The sequence below is a fragment of the Herbaspirillum lusitanum P6-12 genome, from assembly GCF_000256565.1.
Classification (GTDB): Bacteria; Pseudomonadota; Gammaproteobacteria; order Burkholderiales; family Burkholderiaceae_D; genus Herbaspirillum; species Herbaspirillum lusitanum.
Map to the genome: position 1 here is coordinate 1 of NZ_AJHH01000611.1, position 15,402 is coordinate 15,402.

17 protein-coding genes, 1 tRNA gene and 2 pseudogenes are annotated in these 15,402 nt (G+C 56.6%); 12 read left to right on the forward strand and 8 right to left on the reverse strand.

Annotated features, from left to right (window positions below; genetic code table 11):
* The coding region (locus HLUSI_RS32935; protein ID WP_157137940.1) for an SDR family NAD(P)-dependent oxidoreductase at positions 1–136 on the reverse strand (136 nt) is incomplete at its 3' end.
* A gap of 110 nt (positions 137–246) precedes the next feature.
* On the opposite strand from HLUSI_RS32935, the gene HLUSI_RS0120095 reads away from it, so the two are divergent.
* Complete coding sequence (locus tag HLUSI_RS0120095; RefSeq protein WP_029363810.1) at positions 247–1,155, forward strand: LysR family transcriptional regulator; 909 nt, start codon at positions 247–249, stop codon at positions 1,153–1,155.
* Positions 1,156–1,184: 29 nt separating this feature from the next.
* Positions 1,185–1,778: a tRNA-uridine aminocarboxypropyltransferase gene (locus HLUSI_RS0120100; protein ID WP_040503715.1), complete on the forward strand. Its 594-nt coding sequence runs from the start codon at positions 1,185–1,187 to the stop codon at positions 1,776–1,778.
* Here HLUSI_RS0120100 and HLUSI_RS0120105 read toward each other — a convergent pair.
* Positions 1,759–2,226: an Lrp/AsnC family transcriptional regulator gene (locus HLUSI_RS0120105; RefSeq protein ID WP_016835655.1), complete on the reverse strand. Its 468-nt coding sequence runs from the start codon at positions 2,224–2,226 to the stop codon at positions 1,759–1,761. The genes HLUSI_RS0120100 and HLUSI_RS0120105 overlap by 20 nt on opposite strands.
* A 143-nt stretch (positions 2,227–2,369) precedes the next feature.
* On the opposite strand from HLUSI_RS0120105, the pseudogene HLUSI_RS29760 reads away from it, so the two are divergent.
* From HLUSI_RS29760 to HLUSI_RS0120130, 5 genes and pseudogenes are all read left to right on the forward strand, one after another.
* Positions 2,370–3,433 (forward strand): annotated as a pseudogene (locus HLUSI_RS29760) (ornithine cyclodeaminase).
* Positions 3,434–3,463: 30 nt separating this feature from the next.
* Entirely contained in the window at positions 3,464–4,387 is a 924-nt protein-coding gene (gene rocF / locus HLUSI_RS0120115; RefSeq protein WP_016835657.1) for an arginase, read from the forward strand.
* Positions 4,388–4,581: 194 nt separating this feature from the next.
* Positions 4,582–5,361 carry a basic amino acid ABC transporter substrate-binding protein gene (locus tag HLUSI_RS0120120; RefSeq protein ID WP_016835658.1) on the forward strand — a complete coding sequence of 260 codons (780 nt, stop codon included), beginning with the start codon at positions 4,582–4,584 and terminating at the stop codon, positions 5,359–5,361.
* An 86-nt stretch (positions 5,362–5,447) separates the two neighbouring features.
* A complete protein-coding gene (locus tag HLUSI_RS0120125) occupies positions 5,448–6,200 on the forward strand; it encodes an amino acid ABC transporter permease (RefSeq protein ID WP_016835659.1) in 753 nt (250 codons plus the stop codon).
* Positions 6,197–6,919: an amino acid ABC transporter ATP-binding protein gene (locus tag HLUSI_RS0120130; RefSeq protein ID WP_016835660.1), complete on the forward strand. Its 723-nt coding sequence runs from the start codon at positions 6,197–6,199 to the stop codon at positions 6,917–6,919. Before HLUSI_RS0120125 ends, HLUSI_RS0120130 begins: the two co-directional genes overlap by 4 nt.
* 79 nt (positions 6,920–6,998) lie before the next feature.
* On the opposite strand, the gene HLUSI_RS0120135 is transcribed toward HLUSI_RS0120130, so the two are convergent.
* From HLUSI_RS0120135 to HLUSI_RS0120150, 4 genes are all read right to left on the reverse strand, one after another.
* On the reverse strand, positions 6,999–8,033 hold the full coding sequence (locus HLUSI_RS0120135; protein WP_016835661.1) for a quinone-dependent dihydroorotate dehydrogenase: 1,035 nt from the start codon (positions 8,031–8,033) through the stop codon (positions 6,999–7,001).
* A 125-nt stretch (positions 8,034–8,158) separates the two neighbouring features.
* The gene (locus tag HLUSI_RS0120140; protein WP_016835662.1) at positions 8,159–8,887 is read right to left on the reverse strand and encodes an arginyltransferase; all 729 of its coding nucleotides are present in this window, start codon (positions 8,885–8,887) and stop codon (positions 8,159–8,161) included.
* A 145-nt stretch (positions 8,888–9,032) separates the two neighbouring features.
* A complete protein-coding gene (gene aat, locus HLUSI_RS0120145; protein WP_016835663.1) occupies positions 9,033–9,755 on the reverse strand; it encodes a leucyl/phenylalanyl-tRNA--protein transferase in 723 nt (240 codons plus the stop codon).
* A 15-nt stretch (positions 9,756–9,770) separates the two neighbouring features.
* On the reverse strand, positions 9,771–10,355 hold the full coding sequence (locus tag HLUSI_RS0120150; RefSeq protein ID WP_029363812.1) for an NUDIX hydrolase: 585 nt from the start codon (positions 10,353–10,355) through the stop codon (positions 9,771–9,773).
* 260 nt (positions 10,356–10,615) lie between these two features.
* On the opposite strand from HLUSI_RS0120150, the gene HLUSI_RS0120155 reads away from it, so the two are divergent.
* The 4 genes from HLUSI_RS0120155 (at position 10,616) to HLUSI_RS31915 (ending at position 13,867) form a co-directional block, all read left to right on the forward strand.
* Positions 10,616–10,692 (forward strand) — tRNA-Met (locus tag HLUSI_RS0120155).
* 3 nt (positions 10,693–10,695) lie between these two features.
* Positions 10,696–12,207, forward strand: coding sequence for a site-specific integrase (locus HLUSI_RS0120160; protein WP_029363813.1), 1,512 nt, complete (start codon positions 10,696–10,698; stop codon positions 12,205–12,207).
* A gap of 25 nt (positions 12,208–12,232) precedes the next feature.
* Complete coding sequence (locus tag HLUSI_RS32940) at positions 12,233–13,138, forward strand: hypothetical protein (protein ID WP_157137942.1); 906 nt, start codon at positions 12,233–12,235, stop codon at positions 13,136–13,138.
* A gap of 6 nt (positions 13,139–13,144) precedes the next feature.
* Positions 13,145–13,867, forward strand: a complete 723-nt coding sequence (locus HLUSI_RS31915) for a caspase family protein (RefSeq protein WP_083831003.1) — start codon at positions 13,145–13,147, stop codon at positions 13,865–13,867.
* An 80-nt stretch (positions 13,868–13,947) separates the two neighbouring features.
* Here HLUSI_RS31915 and HLUSI_RS31920 read toward each other — a convergent pair whose 3' ends face one another.
* A complete protein-coding gene (locus tag HLUSI_RS31920; RefSeq protein ID WP_083831004.1) occupies positions 13,948–14,109 on the reverse strand; it encodes a LuxR C-terminal-related transcriptional regulator in 162 nt (53 codons plus the stop codon).
* A gap of 93 nt (positions 14,110–14,202) precedes the next feature.
* Here HLUSI_RS31920 and HLUSI_RS31925 point away from each other — a divergent pair.
* Positions 14,203–14,571, forward strand: a pseudogene (locus HLUSI_RS31925) (helix-turn-helix domain-containing protein); the annotation flags it as partial.
* On the opposite strand, the gene HLUSI_RS33330 reads toward HLUSI_RS31925, so the two are convergent.
* Complete coding sequence (locus tag HLUSI_RS33330; RefSeq protein ID WP_016835665.1) at positions 14,549–15,034, reverse strand: hypothetical protein; 486 nt, start codon at positions 15,032–15,034, stop codon at positions 14,549–14,551. The pseudogene HLUSI_RS31925 and the gene HLUSI_RS33330 overlap by 23 nt on opposite strands.
* Between the last annotated feature and the right edge of the window lie 368 nt (positions 15,035–15,402).

Sequence of the window (15,402 nt, forward strand, 5' to 3'; positions counted from 1 at the left end):
GCCGGGCCGCGATCTGCCCGGCCTGGCGATGCAATGCACGCACGTGCCAGCCGCGCGCATGCAGGCGATGCGCCATTTCACCACCGATGCCGCCGGTGGCGCCGAGGATCAATACGTTTTTTTCGTTTGCCATCATTCACTCCTGATTGTCTGATTCGCTGATTGTTCGTTGCGATGAGAGGAGTGTCGGGTAAATGTGGGTTAAATGGAATTGGTTAAAAGTATCGTGATGCTATACTTATTTGTATGGATAAAAGAACCGTCGCCGATCCCGGCTGGGAGTTGTATCGCTCTTTCCTCGCGGTATTGCAGGAAGGCTCGCTCTCTGCCGCCGCGCGTGCGCTGGGGTTGACGCAACCGACCATCGGCCGTCACGTCGACGCGCTGGAGCAGGCGGTCGGCTTTGCCTTGTTCACGCGTTCGCAGCACGGCTTCATGCCGACCGAGGCGGCGCTCAGCCTGCAGCCGTACGCCGAAAGCCTGGCCGCCACCACGGCGGCGCTGATGCGCGCGGCCTCAGAGCATGGCGGCGCCGGGGAACAGGTGCGCGGGACGGTGCGCATTACCGCCAGCGAAGTGATCGGCGTCGAAGTGCTGCCGCCCATCCTGCTGGCGCTCAAGCGCAGCCATCCGGAACTGGTGATCGAACTGGCCCTGTCGAGCCGCATCGAGGACTTGCTCAAGCGAGAAGCCGACATCGCCGTGCGCATGGTGCAGCCGACCCAGGAAGTGCTGGTCGCGCGCCGCATCGGCGCCATCGAACTGGGCATGCATGCGCACAAGGATTACCTGGCGCAGCACGGCACGCCGAAAGATCTCGCGCAACTGAACGAGCACGCCATCATCGGTTTCGACAAGGAAACCGCCTTCATCCGCAGCGCCGCCAAACACATGCCGGCCTTGCGCCGCAGCCAGTTCGCGTTGCGCACCAGCAGCGACATTGCGCAGCTGGCGATGATCCGCGCCGGTTACGGCATCGGTTTTTGCCAGACGCCGCTGGCGCGACGCGACGCCAGCCTGGTGCGCGTGCTGGCAAAGCAGTTTTCGTTCGCGCTGGAGACCTGGGTGGTGATGCACGAAGACCTGCGCAACAGCGCGCGCGTGCGTGTGGCATTCGATGCGCTGGCGGCGGGTTTGCAGGAATACATCAATTGACGGGAGCTGATTCGTCTTCCAAACGCGCCATGTGCGAACGTTGCCTGCGCGCGCAGAGCAGTTGCATTTGCAATTGGATCCGGCCGCTAACGTCAGCGGCGCAGGTGTTGATCCTGCAGCATCCGCTGGAAGTCGCCCAGGCCAAGGGCAGCGGGCGCTTGCTGCACCTGAGCCTGACGGACAGCGTGCTGGCGCAGGGTGAGCAATTCGATGAAGCGGTATTGCGGGATTTGCTGTTCGGCGGAGGCATTCAGCCGGTGTTGCTGTATCCGCGCACGCCGGGCGAACCGGCCGGCGCCTTGCCCGATCTGTCCACGCCAGAGCGGCTGCGGCTGGTGATTCTCGACGCCACCTGGCGCAAGAGCCGCAAGATGCTGTATCTGAATCCCTTGCTGCAGGTCTTGCCGCGCTTGCCGCTGGTCGATCCGCCGGCCTCGCAATATCGCATCCGCAAGGCGCATCGCGCCGATCAATTGTCGACGCTGGAAGCCGCTTGCCATGCGCTGGGCCAGCTCGAGGATGCCGCCGCCAGGTACTTGCCGCTACTGCAAGCCTTCGATGGTTTCGTGACGCAGCAGAGTTCCTATGTTCCCGCGGACGTACTCAACGATCCTCCAGCCTGATCGGCAATCCCGACAGCGGTTTGACTTCTTCCAGGCAGATCATCGAACGCAGCCCGGCGACGCCCGGCACCTGCATCAGGCGATCGGTCAGGAAGTGCGACAGACTCTTGAGGTCGTGCGATACCACCTTGAGCAGATAATCGAAGTCGCCTGAAATCGTGTAGCACTCGATGATTTCCGGAAAGTCGCGGATCACGCTTTCAACCTCGCGCACCTGCTTGAACTGCGCGCGGTCGAGCGACAGCGCGACAAACGCCGTGACGTCCAGCCCCACCGCCGCCGGCGCCACCAGCGCGGCGTAACGCCGGATCACGCCTTGTTCTTCCAGCACGCGCACGCGGCGCAGGCATTGCGGCGGCGACAGGTGGATGTTTTCCGAGATGTCGACATTGCTCATGCGACCGTCCTGTTGCAGCAATTCAAGGATCTTGACGTCAAGTTTGTCCATGGAACCTCCCGTTAAGCTCGAGCTACGAAATAAAGCTGCATAAGCATGTCTTTATTTATAGGATAAAGAAAGCAAATTTCCAATGTTCATCTGTAAAATTTCCTTCATCGCAGCAAAAGCGGCGTCAAGCCGCACCATTCATCATGGTCAAGTACGTCGGAACCCGGGAATTGCAGTCCTTCCTCGCCACGCGCCCGCTGGAGCAGGTCATCGAAGGGCTCGCGGCCACTATCAAAGCAGACTACTTGCGTTGGCAACAGTTCGACAAAACTGCGCGCCTGGCCAGTCATTCGGCCGTGGGCGTGATTGAACTGATGCCGATTTCGGATGGGCGGCTGTATTCCTTCAAATATGTGAACGGACATCCACGAAACACGTCACACGGTTTGCTGACGGTGACCGCCTTTGGCGTGCTGGCCGACACGTCGGCAGCGGTTATCCGCGTTTGCTGAGCGAACTGACGCTGACCACGGCCTTGCGCACGGCGGCGACCTCGGTGCTGGCGGCGCGGCACATGGCGCGGCCGGACAGCCGCGTGATGGCGCTGATCGGCAACGGCGCGCAGAGCGAATTCCAGGCGATTGCCTTCCATCGCCTGCTTGGGATTGATGAACTGCGCGTGTTCGACGTCGATGCGGCGGCCACCGACAAGCTGTGCCGCAACCTGGGCGCGTATCCGGACTTGCGCATCGTGCGCGCCGGCAGCGTTGACGAAGCCGTGCGCGGCGCCGACATCGTCACCACCGTCACGGCGGACAAGCGTCGGGCGGTGATCGTCACTGCCGACATGGTGGAAGCAGGCATGCACCTCAATGCCGTCGGCGGCGATTGTCCCGGCAAGACGGAGTTGCAGCGCGAGGTGTTGAGCAGGGCGCGCGTGGTGGTGGAATTCGAGCCGCAATCGCGCGTCGAGGGCGAGTTGCAGCAGATGCCGGCGGAGTTCGCCGTGACCGAGTTGTGGCAAGTGCTGGCAGGCGCGGCCAGCGGGCGTGTCGGCGACGACGAGGTAACGGTGTTCGACTCGGTGGGATTTGCGCTGGAGGATTTTTCGGCGCTGCGCTATCTGGACGAACAACTGGACGCACGATTCACACAGCAGATCGACCTGGTGCCGGACCTGGCCGATCCCAAGGATTTGTACGGCGCCGCCGTGAAGGGCGAGTCGACGGAAACATTCACTGCCGCACTGAACCTGCTGCACGCCTGAACAATCAACCATGGAAACCGAAGGAAACAAATGACAGAAAACCGCAGCAAGGAAATCCGCCTGATCGGCGCTCCCACCGACATCGGCGCGAGCCGTCGCGGCGCCTCGATGGGGCCGGAAGCGTTGCGCGTGGCGAACCTGCAGCAAGCCTTGCAGCAGCATGGCCTCGCCGTGACCGACGGCGGCGACGTCAGCGGCCCGCCCAATCCGCAGCAAGGTCCGGTGCAGGGTTTCCGTCATCTGGAGCAAGTGGTGGCCTGGAATCGCGCAGTGCATGAAGCGGTGCACGGCGCCTTGCACGGCGGGCAGATTCCGGTGCTGCTGGGCGGCGACCACGCGCTGGCGATCGGGTCGATTGCGGCGGTGGCGCAGCATTGCCGCGAGCAGGGCAAGAAGCTGCTGGTGCTGTGGCTGGATGCCCATGCCGACGCCAACACCAGCGACTCGACGCCGACCGGCAACATCCACGGCATGCCGGTGGCGTGCCTGCTGGGCAACGGCCCCGATGCGCTCACCCACATCGGCGGGCTAGTACCCGCGCTGCAACCGGATGCGATCCGCCAGGTAGGCATTCGCAGCGTCGACCGCGACGAAAAGCGCCACCTGCACGAACTCGGCCTGCGCGTCTACGACATGCGCCACATCGACGAGCACGGCATGCGCGTGGCCATGGAGCAGGCCTTGTCGGGCATCGACGCCGGCACCCATCTGCATGTGAGCTTCGACATCGATTTCCTCGATCCCGCGGTGGCGCCGGGTGTGGGCACGGCAGTGCCGGGGGGACCGACTTACCGCGAAACCCAGTTATGCATGGAAATGATCGCCGACACCGGCCGGCTCGCATCGCTTGACGTCATGGAGCTCAATCCGGCCTGCGACGTGCGCAACCAGACGGCTGAACTGGTGGTGGAGCTGGTGGAGAGCCTGTTTGGAAAATCGACATTGATTCGATAAAAAAGTAATAAAAAATCAATAAATTGGCTGTTGACTGATCGCTGCATACCCCGGATCATGTCGGGTTCCGCGCTCCGGGCGGCGGCTTTGCAGCGCGTTTGCGCAAATTCGGATCGAGCCCCGGGAAGCAACAAGAATTCATCAACAAGCTCATTTCATAAATTTATCTACAAGCTTATTCAGGGAGAAAAACAATGTCGCTCAAGAAACTCGTCCTGCTCGCAGGCAGCGTGCTGGCTCTGTCGCTGACCGCCGTCTCGGCCCAGGCAGCAGACCAGACTTACGTCGTCGGCGCCGGCGGCACTTACCGTCCGTTTGAATTCGAGACACCGAAGAAGGAACTGGTCGGTTTCGACATCGACATCATCAAGGCCATCGCCAAGGCGTCCGGCTTCCAGATCAAGCTGGTCAGCACACCATGGGAAGGCATCTTCGCCACCCTGGGCCAGGGCGACCGCGACATCATCATTTCCGGCATCACCATCACCGAGAAGCGCGCCCAGATGGTCGACTTTTCGCTGCCATACTTCCCGGCCGAGCAAGTCATCATCACCGGCGCCGGCTCCAAGGTTGCCGCGCTGGCTGACCTGAAGAAGCTGCAAGTGGGCGTGGTCAACTCGACCGCCGGCGACATCATCCTGTCGGAAGAAGTCGGCAAGTCCAGCACCGCCATCCACCGTTTCGACAACACGCCGCTGATGCTGGAAGAGCTGTACCGCGGCGGCGTTGATGCCGCCATCGGCGACGTCGGCGTGATCAAGTTCTACATCAAGAGCCATCCTGAAAAACAATTCAAGGTGGTCGGCGACGCCAAGTTCACCCGTCAATACTTCGGCATCGCCGTCAAGAAGGGCAACAAGGAACTGCAGGACAAGATCAACGCCGGCCTGAAGAAGATCGTTGCCGACGGCACCTACGCCAAGATCTACAAGGAATGGTTCGACGCCAACGTGCCGACGCTGCCGCTGCAATAATCCGCAATCCGCTCATCTAAGTACTTCTTCTCAATGCCCACGTCTTCCTTGCAAGACGTGGGCAGATTTTTACCCGGATTCCATTCATGAATTCTTTCTTCCAATGGGAAATCATCGGCGAGTACCTGCCCTTGTTCATCGAGGGCACGTGGATGACCATCAAGGTCGCGCTGATCTGCGTCATCTCGGGCACGTGCTGGGGCCTGGCCTTGGGCGTCGGCCGGCTGGCTGAGGCGCGCCACGGTTTCTGGAAATATTTCCTGCGTTACGCGGTGCAGCTGCCGGTACGCTTCTACGTCAGCTTCCTGCGCGGCACGCCCTTGTTCGTGCAGATCCTGCTGATCCACTTCGCGCTGATGCCGATGCTGATCAATCCGAGCGGCGGCCTGATTCTGAGCGGCGACATCGCGCGCGAGATCCGTTCGCAGTACGGCGCGTTTGCGTCGGCGGTGCTGGCCATCACGCTCAACTCGGGCGCCTACGTGTCGGAAATTTTCCGCGCCGGCATCCAGTCGATCGACCGCGGCCAGAGCGAGGCGTCGCGTTCGCTCGGCATGACCTACATGCAGACGCTGCGCAAGGTGGTGCTGCCGCAGGCGTTCCGCCGCATGCTGCCGCCGCTGGGCAACAACGCCATCGCCATCGTCAAGGATTCATCGCTGGCGTCGGCCATCGGCCTGGCCGAGCTGGCCTATGCCGCGCGCACGGTGTCGGGCGCCTATGCGCGCTACTGGGAGCCGTACCTGACGATCTCGCTGGTGTATTGGGCGATTACCTTGCTGCTGTCGGCGTTCGTGCGGCATCTTGAAAACCGCTACGGCAAAGGAGATGCGCGATGATCAGCGTCAAGCAATTGCAAAAGCAATACGGTGAAGCACACATCCTGCGCGGCATCGACTGCGAGATCAGGGAGAGCGAAGTGGTGTGCGTGATCGGACCTTCCGGTTCGGGCAAGAGCACCTTCCTGCGCTGCCTCAACGGCCTGGAAGAAGCGAGCGACGGCGAGATCTTCATCGACGGCGTCAAGGTCAACGATCCGCACGTCAACCTGAACACGCTGCGCGCCGGCCTCGGCATGGTGTTCCAGCGCTTCAACCTGTTCCCGCACATGTCGGTGCTGGAAAACCTGATCATGGCGCCGATGCAAGTGAAGAAACTGTCGCGCCGCGAGGCGGTGCTGGTGGCCGAGAAGCTGCTGCAGAAAGTCGGCTTGCTGGATAAGATCGACGCCTTCCCGAACCAGCTCTCCGGCGGTCAGCAGCAACGCGTGGCGATTGCCCGTGCGCTGGCGATGGAGCCCAAGGTCATGCTGTTCGACGAGCCTACCTCGGCGCTCGATCCGGAACTGGTGGGCGAAGTGCTGACCGTGATGAAGACGCTGGCCGAAGAGGGCATGACGATGGTGGTGGTCACGCACGAGATGGGTTTCGCGCGCGAAGTCTCGGACCGCGTGCTGTTCATCGACCAGGGCGTGATCATGGAAGAAGGTCCGCCGCAGCAGGTACTGGGCGAGCCGAAGAACGAACGCACGCGCGATTTCCTGCGCAAGGTGCTCTAGTACGCTTGAACTGACCCTGCAATAAAAAAACCGCCGTTGCATGCAAAACGCAACGGCGGTTTTTTTATGCCGGAGCGGTTTAGCGCAAGGCGTCGGCGCATTCCTTGACCAACGCCGGGCCGCGATAGATCAGGCCCGAGTACAACTGCACCAGCGAAGCGCCGGCTTCCATCTTGGCCTTGGCGTTGCTGCCGCTGAGGATGCCGCCGACGCCGATGATCGGCAGGGCATCGCCGAGTTCTGCCTTCAGGCCGCGCACCACCTGGTTCGACAACTCGAACACCGGCGCACCCGACAGGCCGCCGGCTTCTTCACCGTATTGCAGGCCCTTGACGGCGTCGCGCGTGATGGTGGTGTTGGTGGCGATGACGCCGTCGAGCTTGTGGCGCAGCAGCGCGTCGGCGATGTTCTTGATCTGTTCGCTGTCGATGTCCGGCGCGATTTTCAGCGCCACCGGCACGTAGCGCTTGTGCTGGTCGGCCAGGCGCAGTTGCGCATCCTTCAACTGCGACAGCAGGGCATCGAGTTCGGACGCGCCTTGCAGCTGGCGCAGGTTCTTGGTGTTGGGTGACGAGATGTTGACGGTGACGTAGCTGGCGTAGGGATAGACTTTTTCCAGGCAGTGCAGGTAGTCGTCGGCGGCGCGTTCGATTGGGGTGTCGGCGTTCTTGCCGATGTTCAGGCCGAGCACGCCTTGCTTGCCTTGGTAGAAGCGCGAGGCTTGCACGTTGGCGACGAAGGCGTCGACGCCGCCGTTGTTGAAGCCCATGCGGTTGATGATGGCGTGCGCAGCCGGCAGGCGGAACATGCGCGGCTTCGGGTTGCCCGGTTGCGCGCGCGGCGTGACCGTGCCGATTTCAATCGAGCCGAAACCGAGCGCCGCCAGGCCGTCGATGTAGGAACCGTCCTTGTCCAGGCCGGCGGCCAGGCCGACCGGATTGGGGAAGGTGACGCCCATGATCGTACGCGGATCGGCGGCCGGCTTGCTGAAGAGGCCGGTCAGGCCGAGCGCGGCGGCGCGGCGCAAGGCGGGCAAGGTCAGGTGGTGGGCGGATTCTGCGTCGAGCGAAAACAGCAGCGGGCGGGCAAGGGCGTAGAGGAATTTATCGGACACGATGATGGGCTGGAAAGGAAACGGACGTGAGCGGCAAGCAAGCCGGAAGAAAAAGTGCCGCCATTTTAACGTGTCCGGGGCGCTTTTCCGCGCAAAACGGCGCGCACGAGACGACACTATCCGCGCTATTCGCGCAATGCAGTCCAGTTGCCGTTCTGCAATGCTTCCAGCGGCTGGAAGTTGGTCTTGTAGGCCATCTTGGCGCTTTCCTTGATCCAGTAGCCAAGGTAGACGTAGGGGATGCCGAGCTGGCGGGCTTGCTCGATCTGCCACAGGATGTTGTAGGTGCCGTAGGACGAGCCTTCGACATCGGGATCGTAGAAGGTGTAGACCGATGACAAGCCGTCGTCGAGCACATCGATGATGCTGACCATGCGCAGCGTGCCGTCGGCTTCGCGGAATTCCACCAGGCGCGTGTTGACCTTGCTTTGCAGCAGGAACTGCGCGTACTGGTCGCGGCTGTCCTGGTCCATGCCGCCGCCGGCGTGGCGCACTGATTGATAGCGCAGGTAAAGCTCGTAATGCTCGTAGGCGTACGTCAGGTTGGTGACCAGCGTGACCAGTCCGCTGTTCTTGTTCCAGGCGCGGCGCTGGCTGCGGTTGGGGATGAATTCGGCGGTCTTGATGCGCACCGGCGTACAGGCCTGGCAGCCGTCGCAATAGGGGCGATAGGTGAAGATGCCGCTGCGGCGGAAACCGGTCTTGACCAGTTCGGAATAGACGTCGGCGTTGATCAGGTGCGACGGCGTGGCGACTTGCGAGCGGGCTTGCTGGTTATCCAGGTAACTGCAGGGATAGGGAGCCGTTGCATAAAACTGCAACGTGGAAAACGGCAGGTCTTTGAGATGCGTCATGGGCGTCCTGGTGTTGCAATCATTGGCAGTCGCTTCGCTGTGCGCGGCGGTGTAACGATTTCGTCACGATTCCCTGTAATTTACACTACTTTGGGGCGGCAGTAACTGCACCGCCGGCAGGGCTTCAAGGCAAGAGGGCCGGGCGTCAGGCCGGCGGAAACAGGTCCAGCGGATGCCAGAAACCGATCTGCGGCGCCTCGATGGCCACGCGCAGGTGCTTGATGAAGTCGTTGCGAGGAATCGGGATCGCGCCCAACGACGCCAGGTGCGGCGTCTCCTGCTGGCAATCGATCATCTGCACGCCGTGCCGGCGCAGGAAATGCACCAGGTACGCCAGCGCCACCTTGGAGGCGTCGGTCACGCGCGCAAACATCGATTCGCCGTAGAACATCTGGCCGATCGACACGCCGTAAGCGCCGCCGACCAGTTTTCCTTCCAGCCAGACTTCCGCCGAATGCGCATAACCGGCGCGGTGCAAGCCGCAATAGCCGTCGACGATGTCCTTGGAAATCCAGGTGCCGGCGTCATCGCGGCGCGGTCCGGCGCAGGCGCGCATGACGTCGCGGAAGGCCGAATCGAAACGGATCTCCCAGCGGCGGTCGGTATGGCGGCTGCGCTCGATCTTGCGCAAGGTCTTCTTGAGGCTGTCGGAAATGATGAAACGATCGGTGTACAGCACCATGCGCGGATCGGTGCTCCACCACAGGATGGGCTGGCCTTCCGAGAACCACGGGAAGATGCCGCGGCGGTAGGCTTCGAGCAGGCGTTGCGGCGACAGGTCGGCGCCGGCGGCAAGCAAACCAGCCGGTTCGGCCAGTGCCTTGGACACATCGGGGAAGGGCGAATCGACATCCAGCCAGGAAATCATGCGCTGTTCCGTAAATTAGTCAGGCTGTTCCGGTTGCACCATGCGTTTGCGAATATCGTCGGTGTGCAGACCGAACACGCCGTCGCCGGTTTTCACTTTGGCTAAATCGGCAAAGAAGGAACGCAAGGTATATTCCACCGTCGGGAAGGCGATGTCAGCCCAGGGAATCTCGTCTTCCCTGAACATCGTGACTTCCAGGCTTTCGATGCCGGCGGTGTAATCGAGGTCGAGCAGTTCGGCCAGGTAAAAGAAATGCACTTGATGTACGTGCGGCACGTTGATCAGCGAGAACAGCGCGCCCAGCTTGATGCGTGCGCCGGCTTCTTCTTCGGTTTCGCGTTCGGCAGCTTCGGTGGTGGTTTCACCGTTTTCCATGAAGCCGGCCGGCAAGGTCCAGTAGCCGTGACGCGGTTCGATGGCGCGCTTGCACAGCAGCACGCGCACTTCGCCGTCACGCTCCCAGACCGGGATCGAACCGACCACCATTTTTGGATTCTGGTAATGAATGGCGCCGCAATTGCCGCACACGAAGCGAGGGCGATTGTCATCGGGAGGAATCTGCAAGGAAACCGGATGAGCGCATTCAGAACAAAATTTCATAAAAGGCGGTAGGCGTGTTTTTGTAGGAATGTCCGACGGCGAACAACATGCCATCGTCTGTATGATGATTCACGGCAAATGCGAGGTAGAAGTGTATCACTGTCGCTATCAGGGTTACTCTTTTATGCATGCATGCTTCCCTGTGCAAATCGCGATGTCTCTGCAAGGCATGCGCAGCATGACGCACGTGCTCCAGGCAAAGTATTCTCAGCGGAAGTTTGCATCGGGGGCGGATATGTCGTATAATCTATTTCTTCAGACGCGGGGTGGAGCAGTCTGGCAGCTCGTCGGGCTCATAACCCGAAGGTCGTAGGTTCAAATCCTGCCCCCGCAACCAAATTTGTCTAAAACCGTTGATAGCCTTGGCTTTCAGCGGTTTTTTGCATTTCGGGCGGTGTGCCACAAAGTGAGCCACCTCGCCATGCCACAAATCAAAGCCCCTCGGCTGTACCGCAATCGATGCGGTGTTTTCTATTTCCGGCTCAAAACCGCCCAACAAGACCGAAAGGTCAGCCTTCGCACGAAATGCCCGGTGACTGCTAACATTGTTGCGTTACAACTTAACGCAGTCATTGAGCGGAATCGAGCAATGAACAAGAACTCAAATAATCCGAACATCGGGGACTTCAATTTCAATCTGGACGATTTAAAGACCTATGAGATTGAGTTTCGAGGGGCGAAAATAAAGGCTGAGGGGCCGGAAGATCATGCCCGTGCCATGGAAGCCCTAAAACAGATGGAGGCCGTACTTCCCGAAGAAGTCTCTCCTGCCGTTCAGAAATTGGCCTCGGATGAACAAGCCCTTCTTGCTCAGGTGGTTGCACATGCCCAGCAACGCCAATCTCCAAAGGTGTCAAAGGTTGCCGCTGAATGGATCATGGAGCGGCGGTTAAAGAACTCTGCTCGTACCGTCGATGCGAAGGAATACCATTTCAAGGACTTTACCGAGCGAGCCTTGAAGGGAAAAAATCCAGAAATCAATGAATTGGATAAATCGGACATCGTGGCCTATAAATCCGCGTTACTTAAAAAAGGACAGGCCGCAAAAACCATCGACAATAAATTACTGTCCATTGCCGACTTCTTCGAATATGCCTTGAATCAAGGCACGTATACCCGACACAACACGAACCCGGTTTCTGGCTTGTATGTACTTACGAAGAAAGAGAGGGTCAAACAAACGGAATCCTATGAACCGTTCAGCAAGGAAGACCTAACCGTCTTGTTTGAGCCATTGGCCTATAAAACTAAAATGAACGCTCCTGACCTCTTCTGGGGGCCGCTACTGGGCATTTATACCGGCATGCGAATCAGTGAAGCGACACAGATTCGTTGCAAGGACGTGATTCAGGCAGAAAACGGCGTTCACTACATCTACGTTTATCGGAGCAAGACCAGCAATGGCATTCGTAAGGTGCCGATTTGTGACGCTTTGATCCAACTAGGCTTCTTGGATTACGTTGAAGAGGTTCGTCAGGCCGGTGCAGAGCGGATTTTTCCTCACCGCTCTTTCGTCAATGGATCGTATTCAAAGCGACTGAGCGAAGAACATCTGAAATACTTGAAGGCCCGGAAGATCAAAACGCCTGACGATCACAAGTCCTTCCACTCCTTCCGAGTGAATGTTATCACCCAGTTGGCTAACAACGGAATTTCGGCCACACTGGCCTCTCGGATCGTTGGGCATGGGACGGAAAAAGGAATGGACGTTCACTTAGGATATGTCCGTGATCTTCCGAATTTAAAGCAAGTGGTCGATTCTTTGATTTGGCCGTTGGATATTCAGGCTCTGCGTTATACGGGAGATTTCAAAGATTTTATAAGCAATAAATCAAAATGGATGAAGTCTTAAAATAACAAATATTAGAAAGGCGGCTATGAACGTTGCAGAAATCGGGGCGGAGGTTGTTTCCATCAAAGATGGGGAGAAGCCGGTAGAAATCGACGAAAACGAAATCCACAGAGGGGATTTTCATAGGCAATGGAAACACGTGGAGCGTTCTGTTCTCATTCGAGCCACCCAAAATTACATTGTCGTTTTAGATTTAAAAGAACATATCGATTGGGAAACCCGTCCCATCTATGATGCCGAAATCGATAAGTGGCCTGAAGAATCAAGGCTGGCTCACAATAACCTACTGGCTGAAATTGCGGTCCTTGAAGTAGGAATTAATGAGGATTTCCCATCAGGAATTAAACGCCATTTTAGACGGTTACTCGGAGAGGCTCTTACTTATTCATTTGAGAAAGATCCGCTCACTGCAAAAAAAATTGTCGAGGCCGCTATCCAATATTGGAACGCTCGTAGCGAAGAGACATCAAGACGTTGGTATTTATCTTCAAGTGCGATTTGCTCAGGCTTTTTCGTGCTCTTGGGTTTTATGCTTTGGATTGATCGTCTGACTTACATTTCACGATTCGGAGAAACTGTTTTTTGGTTATTACTTTCTTCTTGTGCGGGAGCACTCGGCACCTTGTTATCTGTAATCGTCCGAAGTGGTGACCTTAAAGTGGATGCAGATGCGGGAAAAAGTCTTCACTGGCTAGAAGCAGGATCAAGAGTCATTGCCGGTGCAATATCCGCCGTGGTTGTCGTTTTAGCGATTCGCTCGGATATGATTTTTGGAAATTTTTCAGCAAATGGCCATATGAATTTATTTACCTTCTTGGCCTCCATTGCTGCGGGAAGTGGGGAACGATTAGCCACTTCGATTATTTCCAAATTTGACGATAAAAGTTCAAGCACAAAGAGCAAAAGTAGTTCAACTTCACCAAAGGAATAACAACAAATGAAAAGACAAGCACTCATCATTGGCTGCCCTGATTCAAGCATTCCCGGCGTTATCGACGACATGAAAAATTACCGACGATTTTTCGAAAGCAGAGCCGGAGGTGAATGGTATGCCAATGAGATCATTACTCTTAAAAATCCGACTAAAATCCAAGTCGAAAATTCGATCAATGATTTAAAGAAGGTGGATTATTCTGTCGTTGTATTCGCTGGACATGGTGGATATGATTCCAAAAAACAAACGACTATTTTAGAGCTCTCACCGAATGTGCTAATCGAGGATTTTTTATTGAAACAAGGTGCTCCTCGTCGCACCACAATCATTGATGCTTGCCGTGTGGTCGTCCAACAAAAGCTGGAAGAAACTTTTGTAAAAAGTTCGATAACAATGGATTCGCTCTCCGTCCAACATAACGCTCGTAAAATTTTTGAAGATCACATTAACAAAGCTCCGGCCGGATTGGGAGTTATGTATAGTTGCTCTATTGGAGAAAGTGCCGGGGATATTCCGGGACAAGGTGGAACGTATTCTTCAACACTGTTAGCGATTGGTAATCGATGGGCCGACAGATATGTTGCATCTACTCCGGAAGTAATGACCATCAGCGAAGCACATGAAAAAGCAGTTCCTATTGTCATCAAACAACGTGGGGGGACACAGCATCCTATGGGAGAATTTCCGCGTTCAATTCCAAGATTCCCGTTTGCTCTGGCTTTGTAATTAAAGACTTTTTATCCGTAAGAAAGGCTTGAGGGTTCAAGCCTTTCTTATTGCGTACATTGACATCGAAAGAATCAAATTCAACCATTGAATTTCGAAATAGATTGTTCTTCTTGAATTTGCAAAAACGCGATACGGGTTAATTCCGCCCCTGTTTCGATGTTTAATTTTTGTTTGAGATGTGAGCGATAAGTCTCGATGGTGTTTGGTGAGAGGTTGAGGCGGCGGGTGTAGATTTGCATCGAAAACTGACCCACTTTGCTGGGAATTTTGCATCGAAAATTGACCCACGTTTGATACACAATCCTACCTAAGCAATCAGGTAGGAGATTGGAGTGATCGACGTGGCATTACTAGGAATTATTCGGCGCTGGCACTTACGTGACCAGATATCGCTAAGGGAGATCGCCAAGCGACTTGGCATCTCCAGGAACACCGTTAGACGTTACCTGCGCTCTGAAACTGTAGAGCCAGCCTACGCTGACCGGCGTTCAGCCAGTGCTCTGGATGTGTACACATTCAAACTATCTGCATGGCTTAAAACCGAATCCACCAAATCTAGGAAGCAAAAGCGAAGTCTCAAGCAGATGCACGCAGACTTGTGTGTGTTGGGATTTGAAGGCTCTTATGATCGCGTTGCCGCGTTCGCCCGGCAATGGAAAGTGGATCAGTTAGACAGGGTCAATGCTGCGAGCAAAGGAACACTTGGTTGTATAGGTCATCGAAAATCGCAATATCACTACGAATCCGATGTAAAGGCATGGCATTTCCCATGCCCTTTAAGACCAACTGTCCATAACTGGCCACGAGCTCATTGACTAGAAGAGCGGTTTTTGGCTCTGCAACCAACTGTAATTTAGCGGCTGTAATGAAGAAGCCCTGCAATTCATCGGCAAGATTTCCCTTGGTGGGATCTTTTTGCGGCAAACTTGCGAGATGGGCATTGGCTTTTGTAAGTTCTTCCACCGTTTTTAGATAGATGTCTTTTCTAAGGGCAGAAATGCGTTCTTTGGCTTTTTCTCCGGAGTCATGTGCAAGTTGAATACGGAGCCTGTTGGTATTGCCACGATGGGTAATGAATACACCACAGAGAGTTATGATTGCACCGCCAACGGCTCCCCAAATGCTGGATGGAATGGACGACACTAGGCTTATAAGTTCTTCCATGAATGTTTGGCTTCTGCCATCCCCATAATTGACGTTTGAATATCATAGCAGTTACATCCATGAAGCCCGGAAGCAGTTATTCAAACCATTTTTTAAATGAATCGCTGATATAATCCACCTGCTGTGTCACCTTTTTTAACCTGCAACCGTCCAAGCAAGGCCGGCAAAAGCGAGGCTAGATCAGGGTTTCAGACGATTTTTGGGTGGTAAGTAGAAAAAGCTCCTGCCCCCGCAACCAAGATTCAGGCGAAAGCCCCGACTTCCCAAAAGGATCGGGGCTTTTTGCTTTGTGGCACGGATGGTGATTGTTTCCGTCGTCACGTCGTCATCGTGAAATCACTACGCCGCACAAACAAAAACCCACAAAT

Coding starts and splice junctions, on each gene's coding strand:
- rocF (WP_016835657.1), top strand. CDS start 3,464: ATGACAGAAAACCGCAGCAAGGAAATCCGCCTGATCGGCGCTCCCACC.
- HLUSI_RS31915 (WP_083831003.1), top strand. CDS start 13,145: ATGAAAAGACAAGCACTCATCATTGGCTGCCCTGATTCAAGCATTCCC.
- HLUSI_RS0120100 (WP_040503715.1), top strand. CDS start 1,185: ATGTGCGAACGTTGCCTGCGCGCGCAGAGCAGTTGCATTTGCAATTGG.
- HLUSI_RS0120095 (WP_029363810.1), top strand. CDS start 247: ATGGATAAAAGAACCGTCGCCGATCCCGGCTGGGAGTTGTATCGCTCT.
- HLUSI_RS31920 (WP_083831004.1), bottom strand. CDS start 14,109: ATGCAAATCTACACCCGCCGCCTCAACCTCTCACCAAACACCATCGAG.
- HLUSI_RS0120130 (WP_016835660.1), top strand. CDS start 6,197: ATGATCAGCGTCAAGCAATTGCAAAAGCAATACGGTGAAGCACACATC.
- HLUSI_RS0120125 (WP_016835659.1), top strand. CDS start 5,448: ATGAATTCTTTCTTCCAATGGGAAATCATCGGCGAGTACCTGCCCTTG.
- HLUSI_RS32940 (WP_157137942.1), top strand. CDS start 12,233: ATGAACGTTGCAGAAATCGGGGCGGAGGTTGTTTCCATCAAAGATGGG.
- HLUSI_RS0120120 (WP_016835658.1), top strand. CDS start 4,582: ATGTCGCTCAAGAAACTCGTCCTGCTCGCAGGCAGCGTGCTGGCTCTG.
- HLUSI_RS0120140 (WP_016835662.1), bottom strand. CDS start 8,887: ATGACGCATCTCAAAGACCTGCCGTTTTCCACGTTGCAGTTTTATGCA.
- aat (WP_016835663.1), bottom strand. CDS start 9,755: ATGATTTCCTGGCTGGATGTCGATTCGCCCTTCCCCGATGTGTCCAAG.
- HLUSI_RS0120105 (WP_016835655.1), bottom strand. CDS start 2,226: ATGGACAAACTTGACGTCAAGATCCTTGAATTGCTGCAACAGGACGGT.
- HLUSI_RS33330 (WP_016835665.1), bottom strand. CDS start 15,034: ATGGAAGAACTTATAAGCCTAGTGTCGTCCATTCCATCCAGCATTTGG.
- HLUSI_RS0120150 (WP_029363812.1), bottom strand. CDS start 10,355: ATGAAATTTTGTTCTGAATGCGCTCATCCGGTTTCCTTGCAGATTCCT.